Origin of the sequence: Micromonospora sp. NPDC023737 (assembly GCF_040639715.1) — a bacterium.
Lineage (GTDB): Bacteria > Actinomycetota > Actinomycetes > Mycobacteriales > Micromonosporaceae > Micromonospora.
On sequence record NZ_JBFAAL010000006.1, the window covers coordinates 329,055 to 354,070 of the forward strand.

A 25,016-nucleotide genomic window follows, 5' to 3' on the forward strand; every position below is an offset into this window, starting at 1 on the left:
ATCAGAGGGGGAACATGAGGAACACGAAGAAGCGCGGCCGTTGGCCGGTGCTCACCGGCGCGCTGACGCTGGTGATGCTCGTCGCCGCGTGCGGCAGCGACGGCAACGACGATGTCGCGGGCAGCGGAAGCATCGGTGAGAAGTTCGACCTCTCCGGCGCGGCAGTCACCGTCGGCTCCAAGGAGTTCACCGAGCAACTCATCCTCGGAAACCTGACCAAGCTCGCGCTCACCGCCGCGGGCGCCAAGGTGGACGACCAGATCGGGTTGCAGGGAAGCACGACCGTCCGCGCCGCGCTGACCTCCGGCGAGATCGACCTCTACTGGGAGTACCTCGGCACCGGCTGGGTCACCTACCTGCAGAAGGAAAAGGGCATCCCCGGGGCCAAGGCGCAGTTCGAGGCCGTCCGTGACGCCGACGCCGCCAACGGTGTCACCTGGCTCGACCCGGCGCCGTTCAACGACACCTACGCGATCGCGGCGAGCAGCGAGACCGCCGAGCGGCTCGGCGTCACCTCGATCTCCGACGTCGCCGCACTGGTCGCCAGCAACCCCGCGGACGCGACCTTCTGCGTCGGCGGCGAGTTCTCCACACGTCCGGACGGCCTGCCCGGCCTCGAGAAGGCGTACGGCTTCAAGCTCGCGCCGGCCAACGTCTCCAACGTGCAGGACGCTCTCGTCTACAACCAGGTCGACAAGGGCGAATGCGCTTTCGGCTCGATCACCTCCACCGACGGTCGGGTGGCTTCGCTCGGTCTCACCGTGTTGACCGACGACAAGCAGTTCTTCCCGCCCTTCAACGGATCGATGAACGTCCGGACCGACGTACTGAAGGAGCACCCCGAGATCAAGGAGATCTTCGCACCGATCGCCGCGGAGCTCGACGACACGACCATGGTCGGACTCAACGCGAAGGTCGATGTGGACGGTGAGGATCCGGCGGACGTCGCGAAGGACTGGCTGACGGAAAAGGGCTACATCGGCTGACAGCCGAGCCGTGCCAGGGTTCGGGTGCCTTCGGGCCCGCGAACGATCAAGGTCGTGACCCGTGGAACCGCGGGTCACGGCCTTGACCGTTCTGGTGACCGAAACGGACGCCCCCGGTTTCCGGACCTGACGCCCATCACCTCGCGTGCACCGCGCACCGCCGAAGGTAAATGAATTTCCTGCGCGATCACCCCGCGCCTACCGTCTACGTCAACCGATCAGGAAGGAGCAAGCCGGTCATGACGCGCCAGCCGAGCCCCGCGCCGCAGCAGCGTTCTTCGCAGCGCGGCGGACGGCGCCCAGCCGTCACCGCCTCCTCCGTTCCCAGCCGCCGAAGCCGATGGAGTGGCTGACCGCGATCGAACGCGCGCAGCCGCCCACCCAGCGAAGGGACCGGGCGGCTTTTTCGTACCCGCACACGGTCGTTGACAACTCCACAGCGGATGGCAAGGGAAACCTGGCCGACGGCCTTCCACGCCCGCCGCCGGAGTTCCACCCTCGATGCCGGAGACGGTGCGAGGAGATCATGAAGGGTTGGCCGAGTCTGGTCTATGGCACCGCGTTGCTAGCGCGGAGCGGGTTCGACCCCGCCGGGAGTTCGAATCTCCCACCCTTCGCCAAGCCCCTGTAGCTCAGCGGAGAGAGCGCTTGACTACGAATCAAGAGGCCGGACGTTCGAATCGTCCCAGGGGCGCCACGCATTTCCGGCGTCGAGTCCCACCCTCACCGCGCGTGACACTCGACGACCCGAACGAGCCGCCCCGCATGATCGCGTGCCCGAGTGGTCAGGGGTTCGCCTGCAAAGCGAATGACCGATCAGGACGTCGCCGCGGTAGGGATCTTCCGCAACTCGCCGAGGGCGTACTTGGCCACGGCCTCCACCTTCCGGACACCCGCCGCCTGCGTCTTGTGATGGTTGGAGAGCACGGCCACGAGCCAGTCGTGTCCCGGTTCGACGAGCCGCCCGATCGTGTTGACCTGCCAGAGCCCGTCGTCGGCGCTGATCGTGTCCCACCCGTTCTTGACGTAGACCTCGGTGGTCCCCGAGTCGGCGGCGGCCGGGACTCCCCAGTCCTGGTCCTCTTCGACCTGGCTCATCAGGTCGAAGAGGTAGGCCCGGCCGTCCTCGTCCAGTGGGCCGTCCTCGTAGGCGAGCGAGGAGAGCAGACGGATCTGGTCGGCTGCGGTGGTGGTGGTCATTCCCCACGACGCGTTGACGGCGGTCTCCTTCATGCCGAAGGTCCTGTTCGCCGTGGTCAGCCCCGATTTCTCGCCGATCCGGCGGTACAACGCGGTCGCGGCGTCATTGTCGCTCGCGGTGATCATGCGCTTGGCGTTGCGCCGATCGGTGTCCGTGATCTTCTGGTTCCCCAGCTGCGCCCGCAGCAGCAGGGCCGCCAGGATGTCGACCTTGACGATGCTGGCCGTCTGGAATCGGGTGGTACCGACAGTGAGCGCGATGTCGGACTCCCGGTCTTTCACTGCCAGCGCCACCTGGCCGTTGCCGACCCGCTGCACGTACGCCGCGATCTTCACCCGAGCTGCGGCAAGGTAGTCGGGAGTGGGACTGGGTGTGGGCGAGGCGGAAGCTCCTCGACCCCGCGCATCGGGCGTCGACTCGCCGCCACTGGTCAGGTGCCAGACGGCACTCGCGCCGGCCGCGCCGCCGCCCGTGATGGCCAGCACCGCCGCGGCCAGCAAGCCGCGACGTGACGGTCCGCGCCCGGTCATGCGGCGCGCTCCGACAGCGCGTCGCCAACGACCCGTACGCGCCCAGCTCGGCGAAGGACGTGCCGGTCGCCGGGGGCGGATGACCTCTGGTTGTTCGCCGGCCGGGTTCGCGCAGTGTTCATCAGGGTCCCCAATCGCGTGGCGCCAGGAACGGCGCAGTCGTGAAATGGGGACGGCACGGCAAGAGGTTGCACGTCGTGACTCACCTAACTTGGCCAGGACCACGTACGTGCTCCGGAAGGCAGTACGAAGGCAGCCTGGGCGAGGAACCGGCAGGCAGCATCGCCGTCCCACCGGTAGCACTGCCGGCCCCAACTACGAATCAAGTGGCCGGACGTTCGAATCGTGCCCGGGAGAGGTACGCGAATCACCAGTTGTACCGCCCTGACCTACACCAGCAGATCAGCTGGTCAGGGCTAGCACCAGTACCGCGATCCAGCACGCCGCAACGAGCAACGGCAGCAGGACCATGACGAGTCCGGTAGGCGAGCGGTGCAACCAGGAGTTTCCCGGCTCGTCCAACTCACGGCTGACGATTCGCTGGCCGCCATGCCACGCTATGTGCTCCTCCAGCGCTATCACAGCGTCTTTGCGTGAGTGCAGGTACCGGCGCCCCCATCTCAGCATCTGAAAGAACGCCAGCGACACTCCGAGTCCAATAATCGAGATCACCAGCGCGAGATGGTTGGACTGACTGACGGCCGAACCCTGCGCATTACTGAATGCAAAGCCAGTGGCGGCCGCGAGGGCCGCTGTTATGTAGAAAAAGTTGTTCAGCTTGTGCCAGTTCGTGCCGTCCTCATGCTTATAGAGGTCCACGGCGACCGCGTACTGTGATTGCAGTAGCGCCTCATCGGCCCTGCGCCATACCCAGACCGTACGCAGACGCCGATCCGGCGGCCTCAACTCCGCCAACTTCTCAAAGCCGAGCCGGCGATGAAAGGCCGTGGATGCGTGGTTGGCAGGTTCCGCGACGACGGCGGCGACGACGGGGCTAGTCGTCCATTGTTCCATTACGTGGTGGTACAACTGCGAGGCAATACCCTGGCGTGCGGCTTCTCGCGCGACGCACACCTGCTTGATCACGAGGAAGCTCCCGAGCGCCACCTTGATCCGGTGATTGAGCCACTCGTCGGGTCCGATTCGTTGGTCGCTGTAGGCAAGCAGGAACCCCACCAGGCTGTCGCCTTCGACGGCTACGTAGAAATGCTCGGCTGTGGTCAAACGATCGCGGTAGGTGTCCTCGCCGTAGTTTGAGACCAGAAATCCGTCGCGCCCCAATGTCGCGGCGTCGGCCCCCGCCAAGCTCCGGGATTCCGCTAGTTCCATGATCCCTAGCAGATGCTCTTCTCGTGCGCGCACAATCTTTATCGACTGCGCCCGTTCGCCCACTCGCTGCACCGCCTTTCACCGTACGAGATCTCCCCCGGAGCACTTCTCATCCGCGACGCCGGGTCACGTTGATCAGTTCGCCGAACCCGGTGGCTGCTCAACTCGAGTGGCGAACTGTCGTTGATCGTTATCCATCCATCGCACTCTAGTCACCTCGGAGTGCGAGCGGGAGGCACGAAGCCGGCGGCGTAGGGCACCCGCCGCCGGTCGGCGGGTGCCCCTGGATCCACTACTCGACGGGGTTGGCCGCCACGCCGCGTCCCGTCGTCAGCGCGTCCAACAGCATGGGCAGCGCCCGGTGCAGCTCGCGCTGCCAGTACGGCCAGCTGTGCGTGCCGGGACCGTAGAAGTCGGTCTCGACGGAGACGCCGACCTCGCGGAGCCGGTCGACGGTGTCGACGTTCTCCTGGTAGATGAGCGCCTCGAGGCTGTTCGTCACACCGGGCGGGTCGAACGGTCCGCCCGCGGTGCCGTCACCACTGGCCACGAAGAGCGCCGTGTGGCGCAGCCGCTTCGCGAGGTGGTACGGATCGTGCGCCTCCCAGATCCGCCGCTGTGCCACCGGGTCACCCCAGAGGTCGTACGGGTCGAGCCCGGTGCGCCCGAAGAACGGCAACCAGTACGACGCGTCCTTCAACGGGTGCAGGACACCACTGAACGATGCTGCCGCCCGGAACATCCCCGGGTTGCGGGCCGCGTACGACAGTGCCCCGAACCCGCCCATCGACAGTCCGGCCACCGCCCGCTTCGGGCCTGCGCCGTATCCCCGCTCGATGATCTGGCGTACCTCGCGCAGGTGGAACGTCTCCCACGCCGGGGCGTCACCCCGGCCGCCGTTCCACCAGTCGCTGTACCAGCCGGCGGCGCCGGCCTCCGGCATGACGACGAGGACGTCCCGAAGTTCAGGGATGCTGGCGACGTCGGTCGACCGGGTCCAGCTCAGGTACGAGTCGCAGCAGCCGTGCAGCAGGTAGAGCACGGGCCATTTGTCGCCGCGCTTGCGCTGCTCCCACCCGTCCGGGGTGAGCAGCCGTACGTTCGCCGCCGTGCCGAGCGCCGGCGACTGGATCGTGAGGTCGACCAGGCGCGGGCCGACGACGGTCTCCTGCGCCACGTACGCCCCGTCGGCGGCTCGGCTGGTCCCGGGTGCCGCGACGGCGGCTTCCGGCGCGGTGAGCCCGGCCAGCACGAGCCCGACCGCGAGAGCGGCACGGAGCACCGAGGATCTCTTCATGTCGTTTCCCGCTCTCAGCAGACGTCGTGCAGGTTCACGGCTCCCGCCATGGCCGTGAAGCCGACGTCGCCGGGGTGCAGGTGGTCTCCCGAGTCGTACGCGGGGTTGAGCCGGCCGGGGTGGGCCGGGTCACGGGTCGCGGCGTCGAGGTCGACCACCGCGTCGAACTCGCCGGAGGTGCGGATCCACTGGTTGACGGCCTGCCGATCGGCTTCGCCGGCATCGCTGTAGTAGCCGGCTCCCTCGTACGGCGTGATCGTGGCGCCCACGGCACGGATACCCGCCTGGTGCGCCCTGGCGATGAACTGCCGGTACACCGCGATGAGCTGCTCCGGTTCGAGGGCGCCGCGGCTGTTGCCGATGTCGTTGATGCCCTCCAGCAGCACGACCGAGCGGACGCCGGCCTGCCCGAGCACGTCACGGTCGAACCTCGCGAGGGCGGAGTCGCCGGCCGAACCCGCGTTGGCCAGCAACCGGTTGCCGCTGATGCCGGCGTTCAGTACGCCGCACCGTCGGGGCTCGGGTCCTTGCACCAGCCGGTCGGCCACCTGGTCCGGGTAGCGCAGGTTCGCGTCGACGGTCGAGACGACCCCGTCGGTGATGGAGTCACCGAAGAAGATCACCGATCCGGCCGCCCGCGAGACGACGTCCACGCCGGAGAGGAAGTACCGCGCGGTGTCCAGCCGGGTGTAGGCGCCGCCGGTGTCCGAGGTGGCGTCGCCCGTGGCGCGGAAGGAGGTGGCGTAGCCGGCCGGGTGCCAGGTCGTCGGACCGGTCGGGCCGGGCAGGTAGGTGCTCACGACCAGGTCGGAGTTCGCGGCGACCTTGATCCGCAGGGGGTCGGACCACCATTCGGTCCCGACGGGGATCGTCACCGACCGTTCGCCGTCGAACGTCACCGGGCGCAGGGAACGCCCGTCGACCTGCGGCGTTCCCGACCCATCGGCGCGCGGGGCCACCGTGACGGCGCCGACGGTCAGGGGCGTGGTTCCGTAGACGTTGCTGATCCGTACGCGGACGCTGTCGCCGCCGATCGACAGGTGCGCCACCTGCCGCAGCGTGGTGTCCGTGAAGCCGGTCGCCGACGTGCCGGTGGTCCTCGGTTCGGCCACCGCCGCCATCCAGCTGCCGATCCAGTCGGCCCGGCCTTGGGGGTGCGCCGTGGCGCTCGCGGGCAGCAGGCCGATCGCCGTGGTGATCGCTGCGGCGGCGGCCAGACGTACTCGTAGACGTTTCGATGTCACGCTCAGCTCCTCGTCCCGAGTTCCTGATGGGGTGGCCGGCCGGCGCGGGTGATGAAATCACGTTCCGTGATCATCTGACAGCGCATCGACGATCGTCGGTGACGTTGGCGCGATGAGCGGGCGACCTGCTGAGCCGAGCGGTGAGTGCGACTGCGACCAACGGTCATCGAGATACGCCGATCAACTGGGGCTACCGCCGCCCCGGCCCGCCCGCGCGGCCACCTGCGCGTGCAGCGCCGCCAGCGCCGGGCTGACCGTCGCGGTCAGCGGCTCCGGATCCGCCAGCCGCCGCGCCGGCTCGGGCAACCAGGTGAGTTCGGCGTCGAAACGGCGACGGGCGGCACGTACCGCCTCGGCGGGGTCGGCCGGGTCGAGCCGGCGGCCGTCGCGCATCACCTGAACGAGCAGCGGCTCCCGGTCGGCCGGTACCGGCTCGTCGCGCAACCCGACCACGTCACCGGCGGCGCCGGCCGGGTCCCGGAACACCTGCTTCGGGGCGGGCAGCGTGGCTTTGCCGGGGGAAAGCTTCAGCACCGGCCGGTCGCCGACGGAGACCAGCTTGTACGCGCTGTCCAACGAGGGCGCGTCGTACGCCACGCCCATCTTCGTCCCCACCCCGTACCCGTCGATGGGTGCGCCCGCCTCGACGAGTCCGGCGATGACGTTCTCGTCGAGGCTGCCACTCGCCACGATCTGAGCCCGGGGCAGCCCGGCCTCGTCGAGGATCGCCCGGGTCTGCCGGGCCAGCGCGGCGAGGTCGCCGGAGTCGAGCCGCACTCCGAGCGGCCCGGTCAACCCAAGTTCCCTGACCACGTCGACGGCGGCCCACACGCCGGCCGGCGTGTCGTACGTGTCCACCAGGAAGATCGGATTGACCGGGAAGTCGGTGGCGAACGCCCGGAACGCGGACCGCTCGTCCGGGAACGCCTCCACGTAGGAGTGCGCCATCGTGCCGGACGGGACGAGCCCGTAACGGTGGGCCGCCTCGACGTCGCTGGTCGCGGCGAAGCCGGCGATGGCCGACGCCCGGGCGACACCGGCACCGGCCTCGATTCCGTGCGTACGCCGGAACGCGAAGTCGATCAGTTGGGCGTCGCCGGCGGCGATGCGGCAGCGGGCGGCCTTGCTGGCGATCGTGGTGTGGAAGGTGATCAGGTTGAGCACGCCGGTCTCCACCAGCTGCGCCTCCGCGATCGGCGCGGTAACCTCGAGCAGCGGCTCGTCGGCGAACACCACCCGGCCCTCCGGCACGGCCCAGACGTCACCGGTGAATCGCATGGTCGACAGCGCGGTCAGCGTCGACTGGTCGAAGCCGCCGACGTCGCGCAGGTAGCTGAGGTCGTCGGCGTCGAACGCGAACTGCTCCAGGAACGTCAGCGCCTCGGCCAGCCCGGCCGCCACCAGGAAGCCGCGCCGCGGTGGTAGGCGGCGGGCGAAGAGGCTGAACGTCGCCCGCTCGGTCATGCCGCACCGCAGGTAGCTGCCGGCCATGCGCAACTCGTACAGGTCGGTGCGCAGCCCGCTCATGTCGCCTCCTCAACCACGGCACCACTGTGGTGGATGCGGCGCCGGGATGTGTGGGAAACGGGAGAACCCGGACGGCAGCGCCTCGATCAGCGGCCGGCGCGCCCAGCTACGGGCCGGTAGGCGGTTGTCCCGGTCGATGCCGACCAGCATGATCGTTCTGTGCGGCCTTGGCGCGGCCGGGCCAGGAGGCTCGGTAGGTCGCACCGGTGGGTACCTGTACACCGTGAGAGGTCCAGCGAGGGGGTGACCGGAGGGATCCCATGCAGGATGAGTTGCAACGTCTCGTCGACGCGCTCGCCGCGTACGCGGGGCGACCCGCGCTGATCGAGGACCGGCGCCAACGGGTGGTGGTCTACAGCGAACACACCGGCCCGATGGACGACGTGCGCCGCGCCTCGATCCTCCGCCGGCAGACCACCCCGGAGGTGATGGCCTGGTTCCGCAACGTCGGCATCATGGACGCCCGCGAGCCGGTACGCACACCAGCCTCCACGGAGCTGGACCTGCTGCCCCGGATCTGCGTGCCGATCCGCCACCAGGACCTGCTGCTCGGCTTCGTCTGGTTCATCGACCCGGACGGCACCATGGCCGACGCGGACATCGCCGCCACCGGACTGATGAGCGAGCTGTCACTGGCGCTCTACCGGGAGAACCTGCTCGGCGAGCTGGCCTCGCAGCGGGAGACCGAGGCGGCGCGCACGCTGCTCTCCGACAACGAGCCGACCCGCGTCCGGTCGGTACGCGCCCTGCGCGAGGCCGGCATGATCGCCGACGGGTCGGCCACCGCCCTGGTGGCGCAGCTCGTTCCTCCCGGCGAGGAGCCGCTCGACGAGCTCGCCCGGCTCGCCCTGGAGCAGGCGCTGGTCACCACCCGCCGCTGGGTCGGCACCCGGGAGGCGCTGCACCTGGTCCGCGACGACCACGGGGTGCTGCTGCTCGCGGGCGGCCGGGGTGCCGGACGGCCCGGCCCCGAGGTCGCGGCGAAACTTCTCGACGACAACCTGCGGCACACGACCCGCGGCCTCGGCTCGGTGGAGCGTGCCGTCGTCGGGATCGGGCAGACGCGCTCCGGCCTGGCCGAGGCCTTCGGGTCGTACGGGGAGGCGCTTCAGGCCGCCCGGGTCGGCGTACGGCTTCCCGCTCTCGGAGCGCTGGTCTCCTGGTCGGGCCTGGGCGTCTACCGGGTGCTCTCCCGGCTGGAGGGGCGGCACCTCGACATCGCCGACGTACACCCGGGCCTCGAACGGTTGCTGCGCGAGCAGCCGAACCCGGTGCTGTTGCGGACCCTGGAGCGCTACCTCGACCTGGCCGGCAACGCCCACGCCACCGCCGAGCAGCTCCGGCTGCACCGGACCACCCTCTACTACCGCCTACAGCGGATCGAGGAGCTTGCCGAGACCGACCTGAAGGACGGCAACGAGCGGCTCTGCCTGCACCTGGCACTCAAGCTGGGCCGGCTGACCGGCGCGTACCGCCCGGAGGACTGACGCCGCGCTCCGGTCGCTCACCGGCGTCGGCGGCGGAGGACCATCCGTACGCCGAACACGATCGTGGCGATCACGAGCGCGGCGCCCAGGGCCTGCAGGCCCGGCGAGTCGTCGGCCTCACCGAGCACGACGCCGGCGACCCCGATCGCGATGGCGAGGAGGGCGACGGCCGCGGGGATGACGTACCTCATCGGGTCTCCTTTCGCTGGCCGGGCCCGCCGCCCAGCTCGCGGGTGCGGGCGTCGGCGGTCGGCAGCTGCGGCCGGACGGTCATTCCTCGACCCACTCGAGCAGGTCACCGGGTTGGCAGTCGAGCACCCGGCACATGGCTTCGAGCGTGCTGAACCGGACGGCCTTGGCGCGGCCGTTCTTCAGCACCGCGACGTTCGCGGGCGTCAGCCCGACACGTTCGGCGAACTCACCGACGCTCATCTTGCGTTTGGCCAGCTGGACGTCGATGCGCACGACGATCGGCATCAGATCACCGCTTCCATGTCGGCGCGCAGGGTGGTGGCCTGGCGCAGCAGCGCGCGCATCACCACAATCAGCAGCCCGAACACCGCGACGCCGATCAACAGCAGGAACAGCAGCAGTGGTGCGCCGGGATCGTCCGCCCTGAAACCGACGTAGAGGAACACGCCCAGCAGCACCACCCACGCGGCGGCGATGGCCCACACGATGGCGTCGACCCACGCGAGGGACGCCTGGGTGAAGATCTGATCCTTCTTGACCATGGTGAGCAGCTTCCAGGTGGCCACGACCACCACCTGGACGCACAGCACCCAGAACACCGTCACGGCCGTCAACGGCCACCGGAGATAGGCCTGGTCCGGGTTCTCCTTGGCCATGTGCGCGAACTGTCCCGGCAACGACATGGTCTGGAACAGAACCAGGATGCCGAACAGCAACACGAGGAAGACTCTGAGAGCGGCTACCGCTCGACGCTCCGTAAGCATGTATCGACTATCGCTCGTAACCTATCGAAAGTCAATAGGCCCGGGGTGCGACGGCGAGACCACGGATGAAATCCGGTTGCGCGCTGACCGGCGGGTCTGAGTAACGTCTGCGGCATGTCGAGCCAAGAGGCGTCCAAGGCGGGGGCTTTCGGTCACCCCGTCAGCCCCCTGAACCACTGAGTTCCAGCCCCGCTCCCCAGCAGCCCACGCTGCGTGGGGCAGTCGCGCGCCCCCGGACGCTGACCGCGGTGACGAGACGTCTCCTCGTTCTCCCTCACCTCGGAGCACTCGATGCCTCTGCCGCTGTACCTGCTTGCCGTGGCGATCTTCGCCATGGGCACCTCGGAATTCATGCTCGCCGGCCTGGTGCCGGACATCGCCACAAGCCTCGATGTGCCGGTCGGAGCCGCCGGGCTGCTGACCACGGCGTTCGCCGCCGGAATGGTCGTCGGCGCGCCACTGACGGCGGCCCTCGCGCGCCGCTGGCAGGCCCGGGCCAGCCTGCTCGGCTTCGTGCTGGCCTTTGCCGTCGCCCACGTCGCGGGCGCCCTCACCACGAGTTTCGCGGTGCTGCTCGGCACCCGGGCACTCGCCGCCCTCGCCAACGCGGGTTTCCTCGCTGTCGCACTGAGCACGGCGGCCGCGCTCGTCGCATCCGATCAGAAGGGGCGCGCGCTGGCGGTGCTGCTCTCGGGTACGACGGTGGCCACCATCGCCGGAGTTCCCGGCGGCGCGGCGCTCGGCACGGTTCTCGGCTGGCGGGCAACCTTCTGGGCGATCGCCCTGCTCTGCCTCCCCGCTGCCGTCGGCGTCGTGAAGCGCGTCCCCGCCCGGGTGGGGCCGCCGCCTCGGGACAGTCCGGCCCGGTCATCGCTACGCGACGAGATCGCCCAGCTCGCGATGCCCAGGCTGCTCCTGGTCATGCTGCTCGGCGCCCTCGTCAACGCCGCCACCTTCGCCACATTCACCTTCCTGGCACCGATCGTGACCAACACCGCCGGCCTGAGCCAGCTGTGGGTCCCGGTCGCGCTGGTGCTCTTCGGTGTCGGCTCCCTCGTCGGCGTCACCCTCGCGGGACGGCTCTCCGATCAGCGTCCCGGCCTCGTGGTCGCGGTCGGCGGCCCGCTGCTGTCACTCGGCTGGGTCGCGTTGGCAGCCCTGGCTACCCGGCCGGTGGCGCTCCTCCTCCTCGTGTTCGTGCAGGGCGCGCTCTCCTTCGCGCTGGGCAGCACTCTGATCGCCAGGGTGCTGCATGAGGCAGCAGGCGCAACCACCATGGGAGGGTCGTACGCGACCGCGGCGCTGAACATCGGTGCTGCCGGTGGTCCCGTCGTTGCGGCAGCGACCCTGGAGGCCGGAGCCGGCGACCTCGGCCCGGTGTGGGTCAGCGGTCTCCTGGTCGCGGCCGCACTGCTCGTCGCCCTGCCGCTCCGGCGAGTCATCGCACTCCGCTTCCGGGCGATCCGATGACCACGCGGAAGCCCGCGGGACGCCGGGCGAGCAACCAGCACCCACCCGGCTAGGTCCTACCTGGACCCACCTTCTGCCGATCGGCCACGGCCAGCGGTGGCGTCCGGAGGTCCGGACGCCACCGAACCGTGAGCGGCACCGGGGTCAGCCCTCGATTTCGCGCGGGTCGCGGCTGCGCGGATACGTGTTCTTCTCGCCGATGGTGCCGTCCTGCTTCTTGATCACGTGCTCGGCGTCGCGCTGAACGGCAGTCTGCCGGCCCGCGGCCTCCGCTTCCACCTTGCTGCCGTGGGTGCTGCTTGCGCGCTGGTTGCCCTCGGGACGGTTCTTCCACTGCCCGTCCTCGTGGTACGTCTCGATGTCGCCCTTCGACATGATTCGTGGCCTCCCTGATTCGCATGGTCGGTCACGAATATCTGCCCGGGGCGTACCCCCTCAAACGTCCCTCGCTTCGTCACGAGGTTTCGCCACGGCGGCGGTCAGCGTCTACTCCCACTGCGCCTCGCTGGGCAGCCGTAACGGCAACAGCCGGGTGAGCCCGTGCGCAGCGACGATGGAACCCCAGTCCGGAGACGGCAACCTAGGGCGATTTGAACGGCGCCGAGGCTGTTGTTGTCAGTGGGAACGAGGTCGAAGCCGGCGCGGTTCTTGACGGCCCCGAGGTCGGTGCCGTTGAGGAAGAGCAGGGTGGTGATCGGTTGTTTCGGCGTCACGAAGGGCCTGGGTGGTGACGCGGGTCGCGAGCAGGCGCGCGGCGAGCACGAGTCCGAAGGCCGCGGCGACAAAGGGCGCGCGGATTCCCAGGCTGCGTCCGAACAATCCGCCGGAGAGGGCTCCGAGGGGGACGACACCCAGGACGACCAGGCGGTAGGCGGCGGTGACGCGGCCGAGGAGTCCGTCGGGGACTGCTGCTTGGCGCAGGGTGCTGACGACGATCTGGTTCAGAGAACTGGCAACGGCAGCGCAAAACATCCCGGCAAGGGCGAGCGGCGCGTTGTCACCCAGACCGAGGATGGCATAGCTGGCGGCGGGGACGAGAGCGGCGAGCCAGGTGATGGGGCCGCCGCCGATGCGGGGCACGACGTGTTCGGCGAGCAGCGAGCCGGCGATCGCACCGGCGGCGGGAACGGCGATGAAGAGGCCGTAATACGCCATGGGCACGTGGTACGGGCCGGTGATCAGCAGTACGAGCAGCCCGCCGGTGGCCGCACCGAAGAAGTTGATTGCCGCCGAGATGAAGGCGACTCGGCGCAGCAGGTCGTGGCGCCAGAAGTGTGCCCATCCGGAGCGGATGTCCTGGGTGATGGTGGACGGGGTCGAACGGCCGCGCTCCTGTTCCACGCTGGTGGGGCGCAGCGCGGGCAGCAGCAGAGCCGCCAGGCCGGCGAGGGCGAATGCCGCCGCGCCGGTGTAGAAGGCCGCTGATGCCGCCAGCGCGAACAACGCCGCCCCGGCAGGTGGACCGATGAAGGTGTTGATGACGGACTGGGTCGCGAACAACCGGCCGTTGGCGCGCTCGAGTTGCTCGCGTGGCAGCAGACGGGGCGGGATGGTCAGGGCGGCGTTGTCGACCATCGTCTCGGCACAACCGGCCAGGAACACTGCGGCGTAGAGCAGGGCGATGTGGTGCCATCCGTTCGCCAGGGTCACGGCGAGCAGCGTGAACCCGGCCGCGCGCAGCCAATTGCCGGCGGTGACTATCCGACGCCTGTCCAGCCGGTCGGCCATCACGCCGGCAGGGAGAGTTGCGACCAGCCAGGGCAGGAACTGCACCACCGTCATGCCCGCCACCACGAGCGGGTCCCGGGTCAGCGTGGCGACGAGCAGCGGCGCTGCGGCCTGCAGCAGCCCGTCGGCGAGGTTCGAGGACGCTTGGGACGCCCACAGGGCAGTGAACGATCTGCGGGGGGCGGCGGCAGGCACGATCAGCCTCCTGGTGAATTTCTCATGGGTGATCGAGTGATCGGGGGTGAGCATGCCAGTGGGCCTGTCTCACATGCAACAATGCTTTTAGCCATGAGAGGAGCTGATGGTGAGGTTCGGTCACATCGCGGGCGACAGCCTGCTCGACCTGGTGAACACCGTTGACTGGCGCCTCGGCGGGCGCGACCGCGTCGAGAACCTGAAAACCTTTTCCGACGTCATCGACTGGTGCATCGAGTCCGACCTGATCAGCGGAGACGAGGCGGTGGCCCTGCGCGCTCTCGCCGACGAGGACGGCGCCCGGGCCGACCGGGAACGGCGACAGGTCATCGATGCGCGCGAGCGGATCTACCAAGCCCTCTTCGAGGATGACCCCGCAGCCGCCGCAGACCTCGCGGGAATGTACCGGGCGGCGATCGCCGCAGCCGATCTGGTCCGTACGGGCGACCGCTGGCTATGGCGAGACCGGGAGACCGACCTCCACCTGCCCCGCAATCGCATCGTCCGCGGACTCGTGGCTCTCATTCAGCGCGACGACCTCGACCGCCTGCACCAGTGCGAAGACGCCAAGTGCGGCTGGGTTTACCTCGACACGTCACCGCGGCGGAACCGCCGCTGGTGCAACACGAAGGACTGCGGCGACCGCAACCGCGCCCGCACCTACTACGCGCGACAGAAGGCGAAGGGCGGCCAGCCCTGATTCACTCGCCGCTTGTGATCGGGCCGCCACCGGAGTTGGTGCGCCCGGGAGGCTCATGACGATTCGCAGGTCGGACATGTCGAGCGACACGGCGCGGGCGGGGCGACCTCGTCGCCCCGCCCGCCCATCACTCGGCCTGATGTACCGATGTCACAGGCCGGCCTTCTCGGCCGCCTTCCGGCCGCCGACCACCGGCAGCTCGATCCGGCTGCTGTCGAAGTGGACGGTGATCTCGGCCTGGTTCTGCTTGGCCCGGCTGCTGTAGCCGGAGTACGAACCGAGCAGCACCACACCGATCTGGTTGCCGGCGTCGAAGACGTAGTCCTCGGGCAGCAGCGGCACGTCCACGGCGTTCTTCTTCCCCGGCACCAGCGGCGTCGAGGTGGACAGCGAGTCGATGTTCAACCCGTCGAGGATGCCCTTGGTGACGAGCGCCTGCGGATCGGTCGCCACGTTCTTGGCGGTCTCCCGGTAGCATGCCTCCTCGGCGTACCCGCCCCAGGTGGCCTGCTCGCCCCAGCAGTCCTCCTCGGTCAGGGTCCGGATGCCGTCGCCGGCGGTGCCGAACCGGGTCTTGGTGCCGTAGTCGACGAGCAGGCCGGCGAAGCTGGTGTCCTCGCCGTTCACCGACGCCTTGATCCGCACGACGGGAGTGCCGGAGATGTGCAGCGGCGCCCGCAGCGGCTGGGACAGGAACACCAGCCGGTTGGCCGTGTTCGCCTGCGGGTCCGACGGGTGCCGGATCGCGTTGGTCTGGCTCATCGACGGCGTGTCCTGGAAGGTGCGGGACTCCTTGCCGTGCTGCGGACGGACCGAGAGGGCACCCGCGGCACCCTCGGCGCCGGGCTGCAGGAACACCTGGGTCTTCTGGGCGGCGGGGATCGGCCAGTCGCGGTGGGTCTCCCAGACGTCCGGAGCCCGCTCGATGTCGGCCCGGGGCTCCTTCATGATGTCGTTCTTGACGTCGTACAGCCAGAAGTCGAACCAGCGGTGCAGGGTGTCGACCCACTCGCCACGGCGGAAGTCGAACGGGTCGACGTGCCCGGTGCCGGTCATCCAGAGCTTGCGCGGCACGTTGTGCTCGGCGAGGGCGTCCCACCACTTGCTGAAGTGGTCCGCACGGACGTTGTCGTCGTTGATCCCGTGCACGACGAAGACGCTGGCCCGTACCCGGTCGGCGTGCGGAACGTAGTCGCGCTCGGCCCAGAAGTCGTTGTAGTCGCCGGTGGTGTCGTCGCTCGCCACACCCATCTGCTCGCGCACCGGCGCGCAGTACGCCCGCCGCTCCCGGTTGGTGACGGTGTTGGCCAGGCTGCCCGAGTAGTTGTTGCCGCGGGTGATCAGGCCGTTGCTCCGCGAGTAGTCGTACCAGCTGGAGATGGCCGAGATCGGCACGATCGTGGAGAGCCCCTTGACGCCGGTGGCGGCGGCCGCGTTGGCCAGGGTCCCGTCGTACGACTTGCCGATCATCCCGGTACGGCCGTTGTGCCAGTCGGCCACAACCTGCTCGCCGGCGGCGTTGGTGCCCTTCCTACGACCGTTGAGCCAGTCGATGGCCGTCGGGGCGCTGATGTTGTCGGCGGTCCCGCCGGTGACCGGGCAGCCGGTCGAGTTGTTGGTCCCGATCATGTCGAGCAGGACCACCGCGTAGCCGCGCGGGACGAAGTAGTTGTCGTAGAAGAGCGGCCACTTGTCGTTGAGGCCGTCGCCGTCGACGTCTTCCTTGCACTCGCTCTCGTTGCCTCGGCAGACGGTCGAGTAGTACGGGCTCGCGTCCATGATGACCGGTACGCGAAGACCCTCTTCGCTGGCCTTGGGACGGATGATGTCCATGGCGACGACGTCGCGCTTGCCGTCGCTGTCGGTGTCGACGTCGGAGGTGACGAATACCCGTTCGCGGATCGCGTCGGCGTACCCGAACACCGGTTGGGTGACTCCGTCCCGGACAACCGGCCGGAGATGATCCGCGGACGGCTTCGCCGTCGCGGCAGCCGCCGGCAGGCCCACGGCGACGGTCAGCCCGACCACCACCGACGCCCGCCACCAGCTCCTCGTGGTTCGCATGGTGCTCCTCCCCTTGTCCGGCACCGGCGCCGTCCCAGCCGTCCCGGGCAGGGGCGGCGGGCCGCCGGTGCGGCTGCATCGAACCCTAGGAATCCGGCCGGGACCGGTCATCGGACAGGTGCGGGAGCTGATCGTCTTCACCTCCTACGTCTGTCGTAGACGTTCGTTACCGACCGTGACCGGCTGCCGCCCACACATCGCCGGGCGGCCGACCTGCAACAGGCGTAGGAGCACTCGGCCCCTGATTTCAACAGGTGCCCGATGACGCACACGTCGTACGGCCTTAGGTTCGGCCGCAGCAGCACGCCGATCGGCCGGCCAGGCACGGCCGCCGTCGGCGGGACCCGAACGAGGCACGCCGATCGGCGAGAAGGGCGGGACGTGCGGCCCGGAGGCACCGTGATTCCCCGATTCATCGGGCGGTTCGTGGTGCCGGCACTGCTCGCGGCACTCTTCGCCGCTCCACTGTGGTTCATGGTGGTCGGTTCGCTCCGGCCCGCCGGAGAGCCACCGCCGCGAACGCTGGAGTTGCTGCCGCCGGACCCGACCCTGGCCGCGTACGCCCGGCTGCCGGAGCTGATCCCCCTGTTCCGCTACCTGGCGAACTCGGCGCTGGTCGTCGCGATCGCCGTACCGGTGACCGTGGTCGTCGCGTCGCTGACCGGATTCGGGCTACGACTGCTCACCCCGACCGCCCGCCGTCGCGCCGTTCTCGGCCTGCTGGCGGTGCTGCTCGTACCGGTCACCGCCGTCTGGGCCACCCGCTTCGAACTGTTCCGGCTCGCCGGCGTCGTGGACACGTACGTGCCGCTGCTCGCCCCGGCGCTGCTCGCCGGCAGCCCGTTCCTCGTGCTGCTGTACGCGTGGGCGTTCGGCGGCGTACCGGACAGCCAGCTCGGCGCCGCCCGGCTCGAAGGGGCCGGCTGGTTGACGATATGGCGGCGCGTGGCGCTGCCGCAGGTGCGCCCGGCGACCCTCGCGGTGGCCGTGCTCGCCTTCACCTTCCACTGGTCCAACCTGATCGACCCGCTGCTGTACCTGCACAGCGGCGACCGCTACACGTACCCGCTGGGCCTGCAGTTCCTGCGGCTGCTGAACCCGACCGACTGGCCGCTGCTGATGGCCGGCTGCGTCGTGGCGACCGCGCCGTGCGTGGTGGTGTTCCTGCTGGCCCAGCGGATCCTGCTGAACGACGATCCGCTGGCCGCACTCAGATCTGGAGGTCGTAGGTGAGCCGATTCCGACGGTACGCCGCCCTGGTCACCGCCGCTCTGCTGCTCGGCGTCACCGCCTGCGACAGCGGCGGCGAAGCAACCGACGACGACGGGATCACCGTCGTGCTCTTCGGCGACGCCGAGGAGATCGCCGGTTACCGGAGCATGATCGACGCGTTCGCCGAAACCAATCCCGACGTCCCCGTCACACTCTCCCCGGTCGCCACCCAGGACGAACTGATGGCCCGGCTGACCACCTCGTTCGCCGGCGGCCAACCACCCGACGTGTTCCTGCTCAACTACCGCCGGTACGGCCAGTTCGCCGCCCAACAGGCGATCGAGCCGGCCCAGTCGTACCTCGACCGCAGCACCACCCTCAAGGAGAGCGACTTCAGCCCGCGGGCGCTGGACGCCTTCCGCTACGACGGGAAGGCCCTGACCTGCCTGCCGCAGAACATGTCCTCCCTCGTCGTCTACTACAACGCCGACCTCTTCGCGAAGGCCGGCGTACCGCTGCCGAAGGCGGGCTGGACCTGGGACGACTTCCTCACCGCGGCCCGCGCCCTGACCGGCGACGGGAAGTACGGCGTCGGCGTCGAGCCGTCCATCCCCCGGCTCGCCCCGTTCGTCTGGTCCAACCGCGGCGACCTCGTCGACGACCCCACCCGACCGACCGCGCTGACCCTCACCGGGAGCCCGGCCACCCGCAAGGCCGTCGACTGGTTCCTCGACCTGCAACTGAAGCACCACGTCGTACCGCCCGACGCCGAGGAGCAGAGCGAGTCGAGCGAGGCCCGGTTCCTGCGCGGCACGCTCGGCATGTACCTCAACAGCCGGGTCGCCGTACCCACCCTGCGCACCATCGACGGCTTCACCTGGGACGCGGCGCCGCTGCCGGTCGCGCCCGGCGGAGTGCCCGCGTCGATCCTGCACAGCGACGCCTACTGCATGAGCGCCGGCCCGACCGACCACGACCGGGCGTGGCGGTTCATCGAGTTCGCGATGGGTGAGCAGGGGCAGCAGATCCTCGCCGGCTCCGGCCGTACCGTGCCGTCCCGTCTCGACGTGGCCAACTCCCCCACCTTCCTCGACCCGCAGGAGCCACCGCGGTCGTCCCGGGTCTACCTCGACGCCGAGCCGCACCTGCGCGCCACCCCGCGCACCGGCACCTGGTCCCGCGTCGAACGGGAGGCGGGCGCCCTGCTCGAGGAGGTCTTCTACGGCCGGGTCGACCGCGAGGAGGGGCTGCGCACCCTGGAGGAGAAGATCAACCCACTCTTCAACCTGCCGGTGGGCGCGGGTGGGTGAGCACGGCGCCATCCGGCTCGAGTCGCTGACCAGATCGTACGGACGAGTGGTCGCCCTCGACGACGTCGACCTGGAGGTACGGGCCGGGGAGATGATCACCCTCGTCGGCCCGTCCGGCTCGGGCAAGTCCACCATCCTGCGGCTGATCGCCGGGCTCGACCGCCCCGACGGCGGCCGGATCCTCGTCGACGGGCGGGACGTCTCCCAGGTCCCCCCGCACCGGCGGGCCGTCGCGATGGTCTTCCAGGACTTCGCGCTGTACCCGCACCTCACCGTCCTCGGCAACCTGCTGTTCGGACTGCGGGTACGCCGGGTCCGCCGCGACGAGGCCGAACGCAGGGCCCGCTCCGCGGCTGAACGACTGGGCATCGGCGACCTGCTCGACCGCTACCCCGACCAGACCTCCGGGGGACAACGCCAGCGGATCGCCCTGGCCCGCGCCCTGTTACGCGAGCCCACCGTCTACCTGCTCGACGAGCCGCTGGCCAGCCTCGACGCGCCGCTGCGCTTCGCCACCCGCGCCGACCTGCTCGCCCTGCACCGGGACCTCGGCACCACCACCGTCCATGTCACCCACGACCAGGCGGAGGCCATGACCCTCGGCGACCGGGTCGCCGTCCTCGACCGCGGCCGGATCCGCCAGGTGGGGCCACCCCAACAGGTGTACGACGAACCGGCCGACACGTTCGTCGCCGGCTTCCTGGGCAGCCCACCGATGAACCTGGTACCCGGCTGCGGTGTGCTCGGTGGTTCCTCCGGCCTGACGGTCGGCATCCGTCCGGAGGACCTGACGCTCGACGTCGACGGGCCGATCGAGGTCACCGTCGACGCGGTGGAGGCGCTCGGCAGCGAGAGCATCCTGCTGACCCGTAGCGCCGACGGCACACGGCTGACGGTACGCGCCGGGCCGCGCTGCGGCGCGCGGCCCGGCGAGACGGTACGACTGCGGCCGAACCCGGATCGCGTGCACCACTTCGACGCCGAGACGGGACGGCGGAGGTGAGATCGGATCGCGGCCGGAAGCCACTGACCGCGTGGGCGTTCCTCGCCCCGTACGCGATAGCGGTCGGGCTGCTGATCGTGCTGCCGGCCCTGCTCAACCTCGGCTACGCGTTCACCGACCACACCGGCCTCACCCGCGACCCGCAGTTCGTCGGCCTGTCCAACGTCCGTCGGATGCTCGCCGACGGGTTCCTGCTCGACAGCGTACGGGCGTCCGCGATCCACCTGGCGCTGGCCGTACCGCTGCGGCTGCTCGCCGCCGTCGGCCTCGGCCTGCTGCTCGCCGCGCCCCGACCGGGTGGGCGGTGGTTCCGCGTGGCCGTGTACCTGCCGACGGTCGTGCCGGACGTGGCCCTCGCCGTGCTCTTCCTGTGGGTGCTGAACCCGCTCTACGGCCCGCTGAACCAACTGCTCGGCCTCTTCGGGCACTCCGGTTTCACCTGGCTCTCCGACCCCGGGACGGCACGGGTCGGGGTGGCGCTGATGCTGATGTTCCCCATCGGCGAGGGCTTCCTCGTCGTCCTCGCCGCCCGGCGGTTGCTGGACGGCCGGCTCTACGAGGCGGCGGCGTTGGAAGGCTGCGGCCCGTTCGGCCAACTGCGCCGGCTCACCCTGCCGCTGCTCGCGCCCGTCCTGCTGCTGCTCGCCGTGCGTGACACGATCCTGACGTTGCAGGTCAACTTCGTGCCCGCCTACGTCCTCACCGACGGCCGACCCGGCAACGCCACCCTCTACCTGCCGGTCTACATCTTCGACCAGGCTTTCGAGTTCTCCGGATTCGCGTACGGCGCGCTCATCACGAGCGTCCTCATGGTGGTTACCACGATCGTCATCACCGCGCTGCTGCTCGTCGTACGACGGTGGCGGGTACTGCGCTGAGCGTGCCATGCTGCGACGGTGAGACTCCGGATGCTCGCCGTCGTCGTCACCGTCCCGCTGTTGGTCGCCTCCTGCGGCACCGACTCCGACTCCGGCTCGGGGCAGCGGGCGGGCGGCCGAGGAGCGGACATGCTGGCGAACCTGCCCAGCTGTGACCGGGTGCCGCTGGACGCCGACGCCGAGGTGGACACCCCCGTCACCGGCCTGCTTCTGCCCGAGGACGCGCGGGTGACGTCGGTCGTCGAACAGGGGGCGCTCACGACCGTCGAGGCCACCGTCCGGATGACCCCGCTGGACGTTCGCGCCCACTACGAACAACGCGGCGACATCGACCTGCTCCGCGCCGAGGATGAGGTCTTCGAGACCGAGGTGCTGATGCGGGCGCAGCAGCGGCGGACGTATCTACGTGCCACAGCCCTCTGCGCCGACGGCACGACGCTGACCGCTGTGGTGGGTCCGGACTCGGACGACGCGGGGCTACCCGAGTTCCAGGGCCGCTGAGCGCCGCCCGCGCGGATGGCCGCCCGTCAGGCGATCGACGCCCGTGGCGGGCGGGCGGTACCAGGTTCGTCCCGCGACGACCGTGCGGCGCTGATCACGTACGCGAGCGCGTACGGAGTGACCGCCAGGTAGAGGACAGCCTCCGTCACCACCACATCCGTGATCAGGAAGATCTCCCACGGCGTCGGCCTCGGCAGGCCGAACGACCAGTCGGTCCAGGTGACGAAGAGCCAGAGCGGCGCGGACACCCGGTCGACGGTGTCGAACTGCGGCGCGCCGCCGACGATCGTGCCCGGGTCGGCGGGAATCTGGTTGACCACGGTGAGGACGACGGCCAGATCGGCGGCGAGGAGCGCACCGACGACGCCGAACCACCACGCCGCACGGATCCGGCCCCGGCCGGCGAGCGAGGACGCGCCCCACAGGACGAGCGTCAGGAAGGTAAGCCAGCTCAGCAGACCGGGTGCGGCGCGGACGAGACCTTCGGCGCTCATCGCGTACTCGATTCCGACGATGACGACGCCGACCGGAAGCATGATGCCGAGCGCCGTGCGCAGCGGCCCGATCAACGCGGACCGGCTGCCCCACCGGGCCGCGAACCGGGCCAGGACAACCGCCAGCCCGGCCGTCATCGCCGTCCACAGCGGCATCTGCGCCTGCGTCCCCCAACCGACGGCGGTGAGCAGGAACTGGCCCACCACGACGTTCATCACGATCGCGCTGAGCAACACGATCGCCACACCAACCACAGGGGCGAGCAGCAACGCGGCGGCGGTGCGGCCGACCGGTCCGCGTACCGGCCGCCGGCCCGCTAGCGGTCCGTCGTTCCTGCGTAACGCGAGACTCGCCGCGAAGCCCAGCATCCGCAGCCGCCGCCGCTCCGTGGCGAGAACGTGCAGTTCGGCACTCCACTCCCGCCGCAGATCCTCACGGAGTTCGACCGGCCAGCGCCGGACGGCCGCGCTGAGCATGACCTCGGCGACCCGCCGGGTCACCATGCCGGCGCTCCCGTCGGTTCGGCACCGCCGCGGACCGGCCGCGCATCCCGGCTCAGGACGCGCAGCTCGGCGAGCGCCTGACGGGCGGCTGTGGCGCCGTCCGCGGTGAGCCGGTAGTAGCGGCGGGCGGGTCGGCCCTCGACGGCGGGATCGATCGTCTCCCAGTCGGCCTCGAGCCAACCGGCCTCCTGTAGCCGGTGCAGCACCGGGTATAGCGTGCCGCTCGGCAGGTTGGTCAGCTTCATGAGGTCCAGCCCGTACCGTTCGGTGTCGGGCTCGGCCAGCAGGGCCGAGAGCACCTTCACGACCGGAAGCGTCAACCGCACGAGGCAACTATATCGAAACTCTACATAGGGATTACTCGACACGCCGCCGGTGGGCCGTCACTCTGCGCAGTACTCAGGCGCGTGACGCTCGGTCACGCGGGCCGGATCCCTCCGGGATCCCACCTCCGGGCCCTTTGCTCTGCACCCTTATACGCGCCACGGCGCTGAGCTGCCGTTGTCGAAAAAGGGCGGCGAACCTCGCCCTCACCATCGGTCGCGGACCGTAACTGGCGCGTCCGCGGGTGCAGAGCAAAGGACGCGGAACGAGTGGCAGCGAAGGCGGAAGGCCGTCGCGGTACGTGACCGACCAGTCCGGTGGTCGACCAGCGGGAACGACGACGCATCGCCTGCCCAGAGGCCCGGGCGTGATCGTCGACGGCCTCGGCTATGCCATCAGGAGAGCCGACGGCATAGCCGAACGCCGGCGCGATCGGCCGAACACGCTCACGGGTGCGTGGTGGCGGACTCTTCGCCGGCGGCACGGACGACGTCGCGGTAGACGGCGAGGGCGGGCTTGGGCCGGTAGGTGTCCGTGACGATCCCGAGTGTTCCGGTGGGCTGAGTGGAGCCGCTGTCCGCATCCCGGAGGCCGAACAACTCGTACTGGGCGATGTTCAATGACTCCGCACAGGCGAGGATGGCGCCGAGCATGTCGGACAGCGAGTCGCATTGCGCCTGCTCGGTGCGCGGCGCCCCGCTGGGGGTGCCGTTCTCCACGATGTGGATCGGAACATCGAGCGGGATGTGCGCGCGAGGTAGCGAATGCTCACGCAAGTGGTGGAGGGCGTGCGTGGTGAGGGACGCGGTGTCCCCTGGCGTGCCACGCGGGGCGACCGGCGAGAAGGCGTCGGGATACAGACCGAGGCCGACGTAGTCGACGTGGGCCGCGAAATCCTGGCGCGGCAGAGCGGCGAGGTGCCGCCAGAACTCGTCGTCGCCGCCCAACCATTCCGGCGGTTCGGCGACGGAGAAGCCGACCCGCACGTCGTGGAGGCCCCGGCGGTCCAGCGCGGCGCGTGCGTACGGGATGCCCAAGGTCAGGGCTTCGACGACGCCCGGAGCACTTCCGTCGATGAACGGAATGGGGAAGTTGGGCTCGAGCGTCACCTGGAGAAACCGCGTCATTTGCCCATAGCGCTCGATCACCGTGTCGAGGAAGCGCAACCATCCGCCCATGTCGGCCACCGCGGGGATGTAGCTGACCACGAGGTCCAGTTCACGGCCGCCCTCGACGTACCACTGATCGGGCATCGTGAGCTGGGCGAGCTCGTTCTCGGCCCCGAGCGAGGCCACGACGTCCGGGTTAGTGGCGTCACCGAAGAAGTGCACGTACTCGCGGACGACGAAGGGAGTACCGCCCGCGAGCATGTCGACGAGGTCGCGGATGGCGACACGGTCGGGCGGGTGCGAGCAGACGGTGCCCGCCCTCCCACCAGGATAGATGCCGAACCTCACGCGTCAGTCCCTTCAATCCGTCAGGCTGCTGTCTGGCCAGGCGATGTCCTGCGATCGGATCCGCCGCGCCAACGTCCTGATCCAGGCGACTTCGGCGGCGACGACGGTGCGCCAGTAGGCGACTTCGAGCATGTGCGCCTCGAGTACGCCGTCCGGTTGTGCCCGCAGCGCCGCCAGCTCCCGGTCGAGTCGGTCGGCGCGGTCGTTCAGGATGGAGGTCGCCCGGTCGGCCGGGACGACCGCCACGTACGCGATTGCCATGACGAAGTCCGCGGAGGCTGCCGGAGCGTCGCGCAGCCTCGCCTCGACTCTGTGGCGGAACTCGGCCACGCCCGCGTCGGTCAGCTGGTACGTCGTACGTGGCGGCCGGTTTCCCGACCGTTCGGGCAGGCAAGCGGAGACCAGGCCGGCCCGATCGAGCGTTTTCAGCAGCGTGGTGACCGTGCTGCGGGTGGCCGGCAGCTGCTGCTCGTACCGCTCGTGGAGGCGTCTCGTGAGGTCGTAGGCGTGTGCCGGCTGCTCTAGAAGGAGCCCGAGCATCGGCAGGACCAGGCTGTTCCGGGAGGCGTCCAGAGGCACCGGCCCAACTTATAGGCGTATACGCCTAATCGCAAGGCCG

General features: G+C 69.8%; 24 protein-coding genes and 2 tRNA genes. 11 read left to right on the top strand and 15 right to left on the bottom strand.

What is annotated here, in order from left to right; translation table 11 throughout:
• Nucleotides 1-14 precede the first annotated feature (14 nt).
• From AB0F98_RS16785 to AB0F98_RS16795, 3 genes are all read left to right on the top strand, one after another.
• A complete protein-coding gene (locus tag AB0F98_RS16785) occupies nucleotides 15-986 on the top strand; it encodes a glycine betaine ABC transporter substrate-binding protein (protein ID WP_357735582.1) in 972 nt (323 codons plus the stop codon).
• Nucleotides 987-1,514: 528 nt separating this feature from the next.
• Nucleotides 1,515-1,606, top strand: a tRNA-Ser gene (locus tag AB0F98_RS16790).
• A 1-nt stretch (nucleotide 1,607) separates the two neighbouring features.
• Nucleotides 1,608-1,683: transfer RNA gene (locus tag AB0F98_RS16795), tRNA-Arg, on the top strand.
• Between the two features lie 119 nt (nucleotides 1,684-1,802).
• On the opposite strand, the gene AB0F98_RS16800 is transcribed toward AB0F98_RS16795, so the two are convergent.
• The 5 genes from AB0F98_RS16800 to AB0F98_RS16820 form a co-directional block, all read right to left on the bottom strand.
• Complete coding sequence (locus AB0F98_RS16800; RefSeq protein ID WP_357735585.1) at nucleotides 1,803-2,717, bottom strand: serine hydrolase; 915 nt, start codon at nucleotides 2,715-2,717, stop codon at nucleotides 1,803-1,805.
• A gap of 402 nt (nucleotides 2,718-3,119) precedes the next feature.
• A complete protein-coding gene (locus AB0F98_RS16805; protein WP_357735589.1) occupies nucleotides 3,120-4,118 on the bottom strand; it encodes a GNAT family N-acetyltransferase in 999 nt (332 codons plus the stop codon).
• Nucleotides 4,119-4,338: 220 nt separating this feature from the next.
• The gene (locus AB0F98_RS16810) at nucleotides 4,339-5,343 is read right to left on the bottom strand and encodes an alpha/beta hydrolase family protein (RefSeq protein ID WP_357735592.1); all 1,005 of its coding nucleotides are present in this window, start codon (nucleotides 5,341-5,343) and stop codon (nucleotides 4,339-4,341) included.
• A 14-nt stretch (nucleotides 5,344-5,357) separates the two neighbouring features.
• The gene (locus AB0F98_RS16815; RefSeq protein ID WP_357735595.1) at nucleotides 5,358-6,587 is read right to left on the bottom strand and encodes an SGNH/GDSL hydrolase family protein; all 1,230 of its coding nucleotides are present in this window, start codon (nucleotides 6,585-6,587) and stop codon (nucleotides 5,358-5,360) included.
• A 180-nt stretch (nucleotides 6,588-6,767) separates the two neighbouring features.
• Nucleotides 6,768-8,114 (bottom strand): nicotinate phosphoribosyltransferase, encoded by a 1,347-nt coding sequence (locus tag AB0F98_RS16820; RefSeq protein ID WP_357735598.1) that lies wholly within the window; start codon nucleotides 8,112-8,114, stop codon nucleotides 6,768-6,770.
• Between the two features lie 260 nt (nucleotides 8,115-8,374).
• Here AB0F98_RS16820 and AB0F98_RS16825 point away from each other — a divergent pair, with 260 nt between their 5' ends.
• Nucleotides 8,375-9,601, top strand: a complete 1,227-nt coding sequence (locus AB0F98_RS16825; RefSeq protein ID WP_357735601.1) for a helix-turn-helix domain-containing protein — start codon at nucleotides 8,375-8,377, stop codon at nucleotides 9,599-9,601.
• 17 nt (nucleotides 9,602-9,618) lie between these two features.
• Here AB0F98_RS16825 and AB0F98_RS16830 read toward each other — a convergent pair whose 3' ends face one another.
• The 3 genes from AB0F98_RS16830 to AB0F98_RS16840 form a co-directional block, all read right to left on the bottom strand.
• A complete protein-coding gene (locus tag AB0F98_RS16830) occupies nucleotides 9,619-9,792 on the bottom strand; it encodes a hypothetical protein (protein WP_357735604.1) in 174 nt (57 codons plus the stop codon).
• A 79-nt stretch (nucleotides 9,793-9,871) separates the two neighbouring features.
• A complete protein-coding gene (locus AB0F98_RS16835; protein ID WP_076472788.1) occupies nucleotides 9,872-10,078 on the bottom strand; it encodes a helix-turn-helix transcriptional regulator in 207 nt (68 codons plus the stop codon).
• The gene (locus AB0F98_RS16840) at nucleotides 10,078-10,512 is read right to left on the bottom strand and encodes a DUF2975 domain-containing protein (protein ID WP_357735607.1); all 435 of its coding nucleotides are present in this window, start codon (nucleotides 10,510-10,512) and stop codon (nucleotides 10,078-10,080) included. The genes AB0F98_RS16835 and AB0F98_RS16840 overlap by 1 nt, the downstream gene beginning before the upstream one ends.
• Before the next feature lie 336 nt (nucleotides 10,513-10,848).
• Between AB0F98_RS16840 and AB0F98_RS16845 the strand changes: the two genes are divergently transcribed.
• A complete protein-coding gene (locus AB0F98_RS16845) occupies nucleotides 10,849-12,027 on the top strand; it encodes a Cmx/CmrA family chloramphenicol efflux MFS transporter (protein ID WP_357735610.1) in 1,179 nt (392 codons plus the stop codon).
• Nucleotides 12,028-12,171: 144 nt separating this feature from the next.
• Here AB0F98_RS16845 and AB0F98_RS16850 read toward each other — a convergent pair whose 3' ends face one another.
• Nucleotides 12,172-12,402 carry a DUF2188 domain-containing protein gene (locus tag AB0F98_RS16850; protein ID WP_357735613.1) on the bottom strand — a complete coding sequence of 77 codons (231 nt, stop codon included), beginning with the start codon at nucleotides 12,400-12,402 and terminating at the stop codon, nucleotides 12,172-12,174.
• A gap of 240 nt (nucleotides 12,403-12,642) precedes the next feature.
• The gene (locus AB0F98_RS16855) at nucleotides 12,643-13,950 is read right to left on the bottom strand and encodes an MFS transporter (RefSeq protein ID WP_357735616.1); all 1,308 of its coding nucleotides are present in this window, start codon (nucleotides 13,948-13,950) and stop codon (nucleotides 12,643-12,645) included.
• A gap of 106 nt (nucleotides 13,951-14,056) precedes the next feature.
• Here AB0F98_RS16855 and AB0F98_RS16860 point away from each other — a divergent pair, with 106 nt between their 5' ends.
• Entirely contained in the window at nucleotides 14,057-14,650 is a 594-nt protein-coding gene (locus tag AB0F98_RS16860) for a CGNR zinc finger domain-containing protein (protein ID WP_357735619.1), read from the top strand.
• A 150-nt stretch (nucleotides 14,651-14,800) separates the two neighbouring features.
• Here the strand turns inward: AB0F98_RS16860 and AB0F98_RS16865 are convergent, their stop codons facing one another.
• A complete protein-coding gene (locus tag AB0F98_RS16865) occupies nucleotides 14,801-16,714 on the bottom strand; it encodes a Xaa-Pro dipeptidyl-peptidase (RefSeq protein WP_357735622.1) in 1,914 nt (637 codons plus the stop codon).
• A gap of 399 nt (nucleotides 16,715-17,113) precedes the next feature.
• Here AB0F98_RS16865 and AB0F98_RS16870 point away from each other — a divergent pair, with 399 nt between their 5' ends.
• The 5 genes from AB0F98_RS16870 to AB0F98_RS16890 are packed head-to-tail and all read left to right on the top strand — an operon-like array spanning nucleotide 17,114 to nucleotide 21,618.
• The gene (locus tag AB0F98_RS16870; RefSeq protein ID WP_357735625.1) at nucleotides 17,114-17,947 is read left to right on the top strand and encodes a carbohydrate ABC transporter permease; all 834 of its coding nucleotides are present in this window, start codon (nucleotides 17,114-17,116) and stop codon (nucleotides 17,945-17,947) included.
• Nucleotides 17,944-19,236 carry a sugar ABC transporter substrate-binding protein gene (locus AB0F98_RS16875; RefSeq protein ID WP_357735628.1) on the top strand — a complete coding sequence of 431 codons (1,293 nt, stop codon included), beginning with the start codon at nucleotides 17,944-17,946 and terminating at the stop codon, nucleotides 19,234-19,236. Before AB0F98_RS16870 ends, AB0F98_RS16875 begins: the two co-directional genes overlap by 4 nt.
• Entirely contained in the window at nucleotides 19,229-20,239 is a 1,011-nt protein-coding gene (locus tag AB0F98_RS16880; RefSeq protein WP_357735631.1) for an ABC transporter ATP-binding protein, read from the top strand. The genes AB0F98_RS16875 and AB0F98_RS16880 overlap by 8 nt, the downstream gene beginning before the upstream one ends.
• Nucleotides 20,236-21,117 carry a sugar ABC transporter permease gene (locus AB0F98_RS16885; protein ID WP_357735635.1) on the top strand — a complete coding sequence of 294 codons (882 nt, stop codon included), beginning with the start codon at nucleotides 20,236-20,238 and terminating at the stop codon, nucleotides 21,115-21,117. Before AB0F98_RS16880 ends, AB0F98_RS16885 begins: the two co-directional genes overlap by 4 nt.
• A gap of 18 nt (nucleotides 21,118-21,135) precedes the next feature.
• Nucleotides 21,136-21,618 carry a hypothetical protein gene (locus AB0F98_RS16890; RefSeq protein ID WP_357735638.1) on the top strand — a complete coding sequence of 161 codons (483 nt, stop codon included), beginning with the start codon at nucleotides 21,136-21,138 and terminating at the stop codon, nucleotides 21,616-21,618.
• 26 nt (nucleotides 21,619-21,644) lie between these two features.
• Here the strand turns inward: AB0F98_RS16890 and AB0F98_RS16895 are convergent, their stop codons facing one another.
• The 4 genes from AB0F98_RS16895 to AB0F98_RS16910 all read right to left on the bottom strand — a co-directional run bounded on the left by AB0F98_RS16895 (nucleotide 21,645) and on the right by AB0F98_RS16910 (nucleotide 24,976).
• On the bottom strand, nucleotides 21,645-22,616 hold the full coding sequence (locus tag AB0F98_RS16895) for a hypothetical protein (protein ID WP_357735641.1): 972 nt from the start codon (nucleotides 22,614-22,616) through the stop codon (nucleotides 21,645-21,647).
• Nucleotides 22,610-22,942, bottom strand: coding sequence for a PadR family transcriptional regulator (locus AB0F98_RS16900; protein WP_357735644.1), 333 nt, complete (start codon nucleotides 22,940-22,942; stop codon nucleotides 22,610-22,612). The genes AB0F98_RS16895 and AB0F98_RS16900 overlap by 7 nt, the downstream gene beginning before the upstream one ends.
• A gap of 444 nt (nucleotides 22,943-23,386) precedes the next feature.
• Complete coding sequence (locus AB0F98_RS16905) at nucleotides 23,387-24,397, bottom strand: hypothetical protein (RefSeq protein WP_357735648.1); 1,011 nt, start codon at nucleotides 24,395-24,397, stop codon at nucleotides 23,387-23,389.
• A 12-nt stretch (nucleotides 24,398-24,409) separates the two neighbouring features.
• The gene (locus tag AB0F98_RS16910) at nucleotides 24,410-24,976 is read right to left on the bottom strand and encodes a helix-turn-helix transcriptional regulator (RefSeq protein ID WP_357735651.1); all 567 of its coding nucleotides are present in this window, start codon (nucleotides 24,974-24,976) and stop codon (nucleotides 24,410-24,412) included.
• Nucleotides 24,977-25,016: the final 40 nt, after the last annotated feature.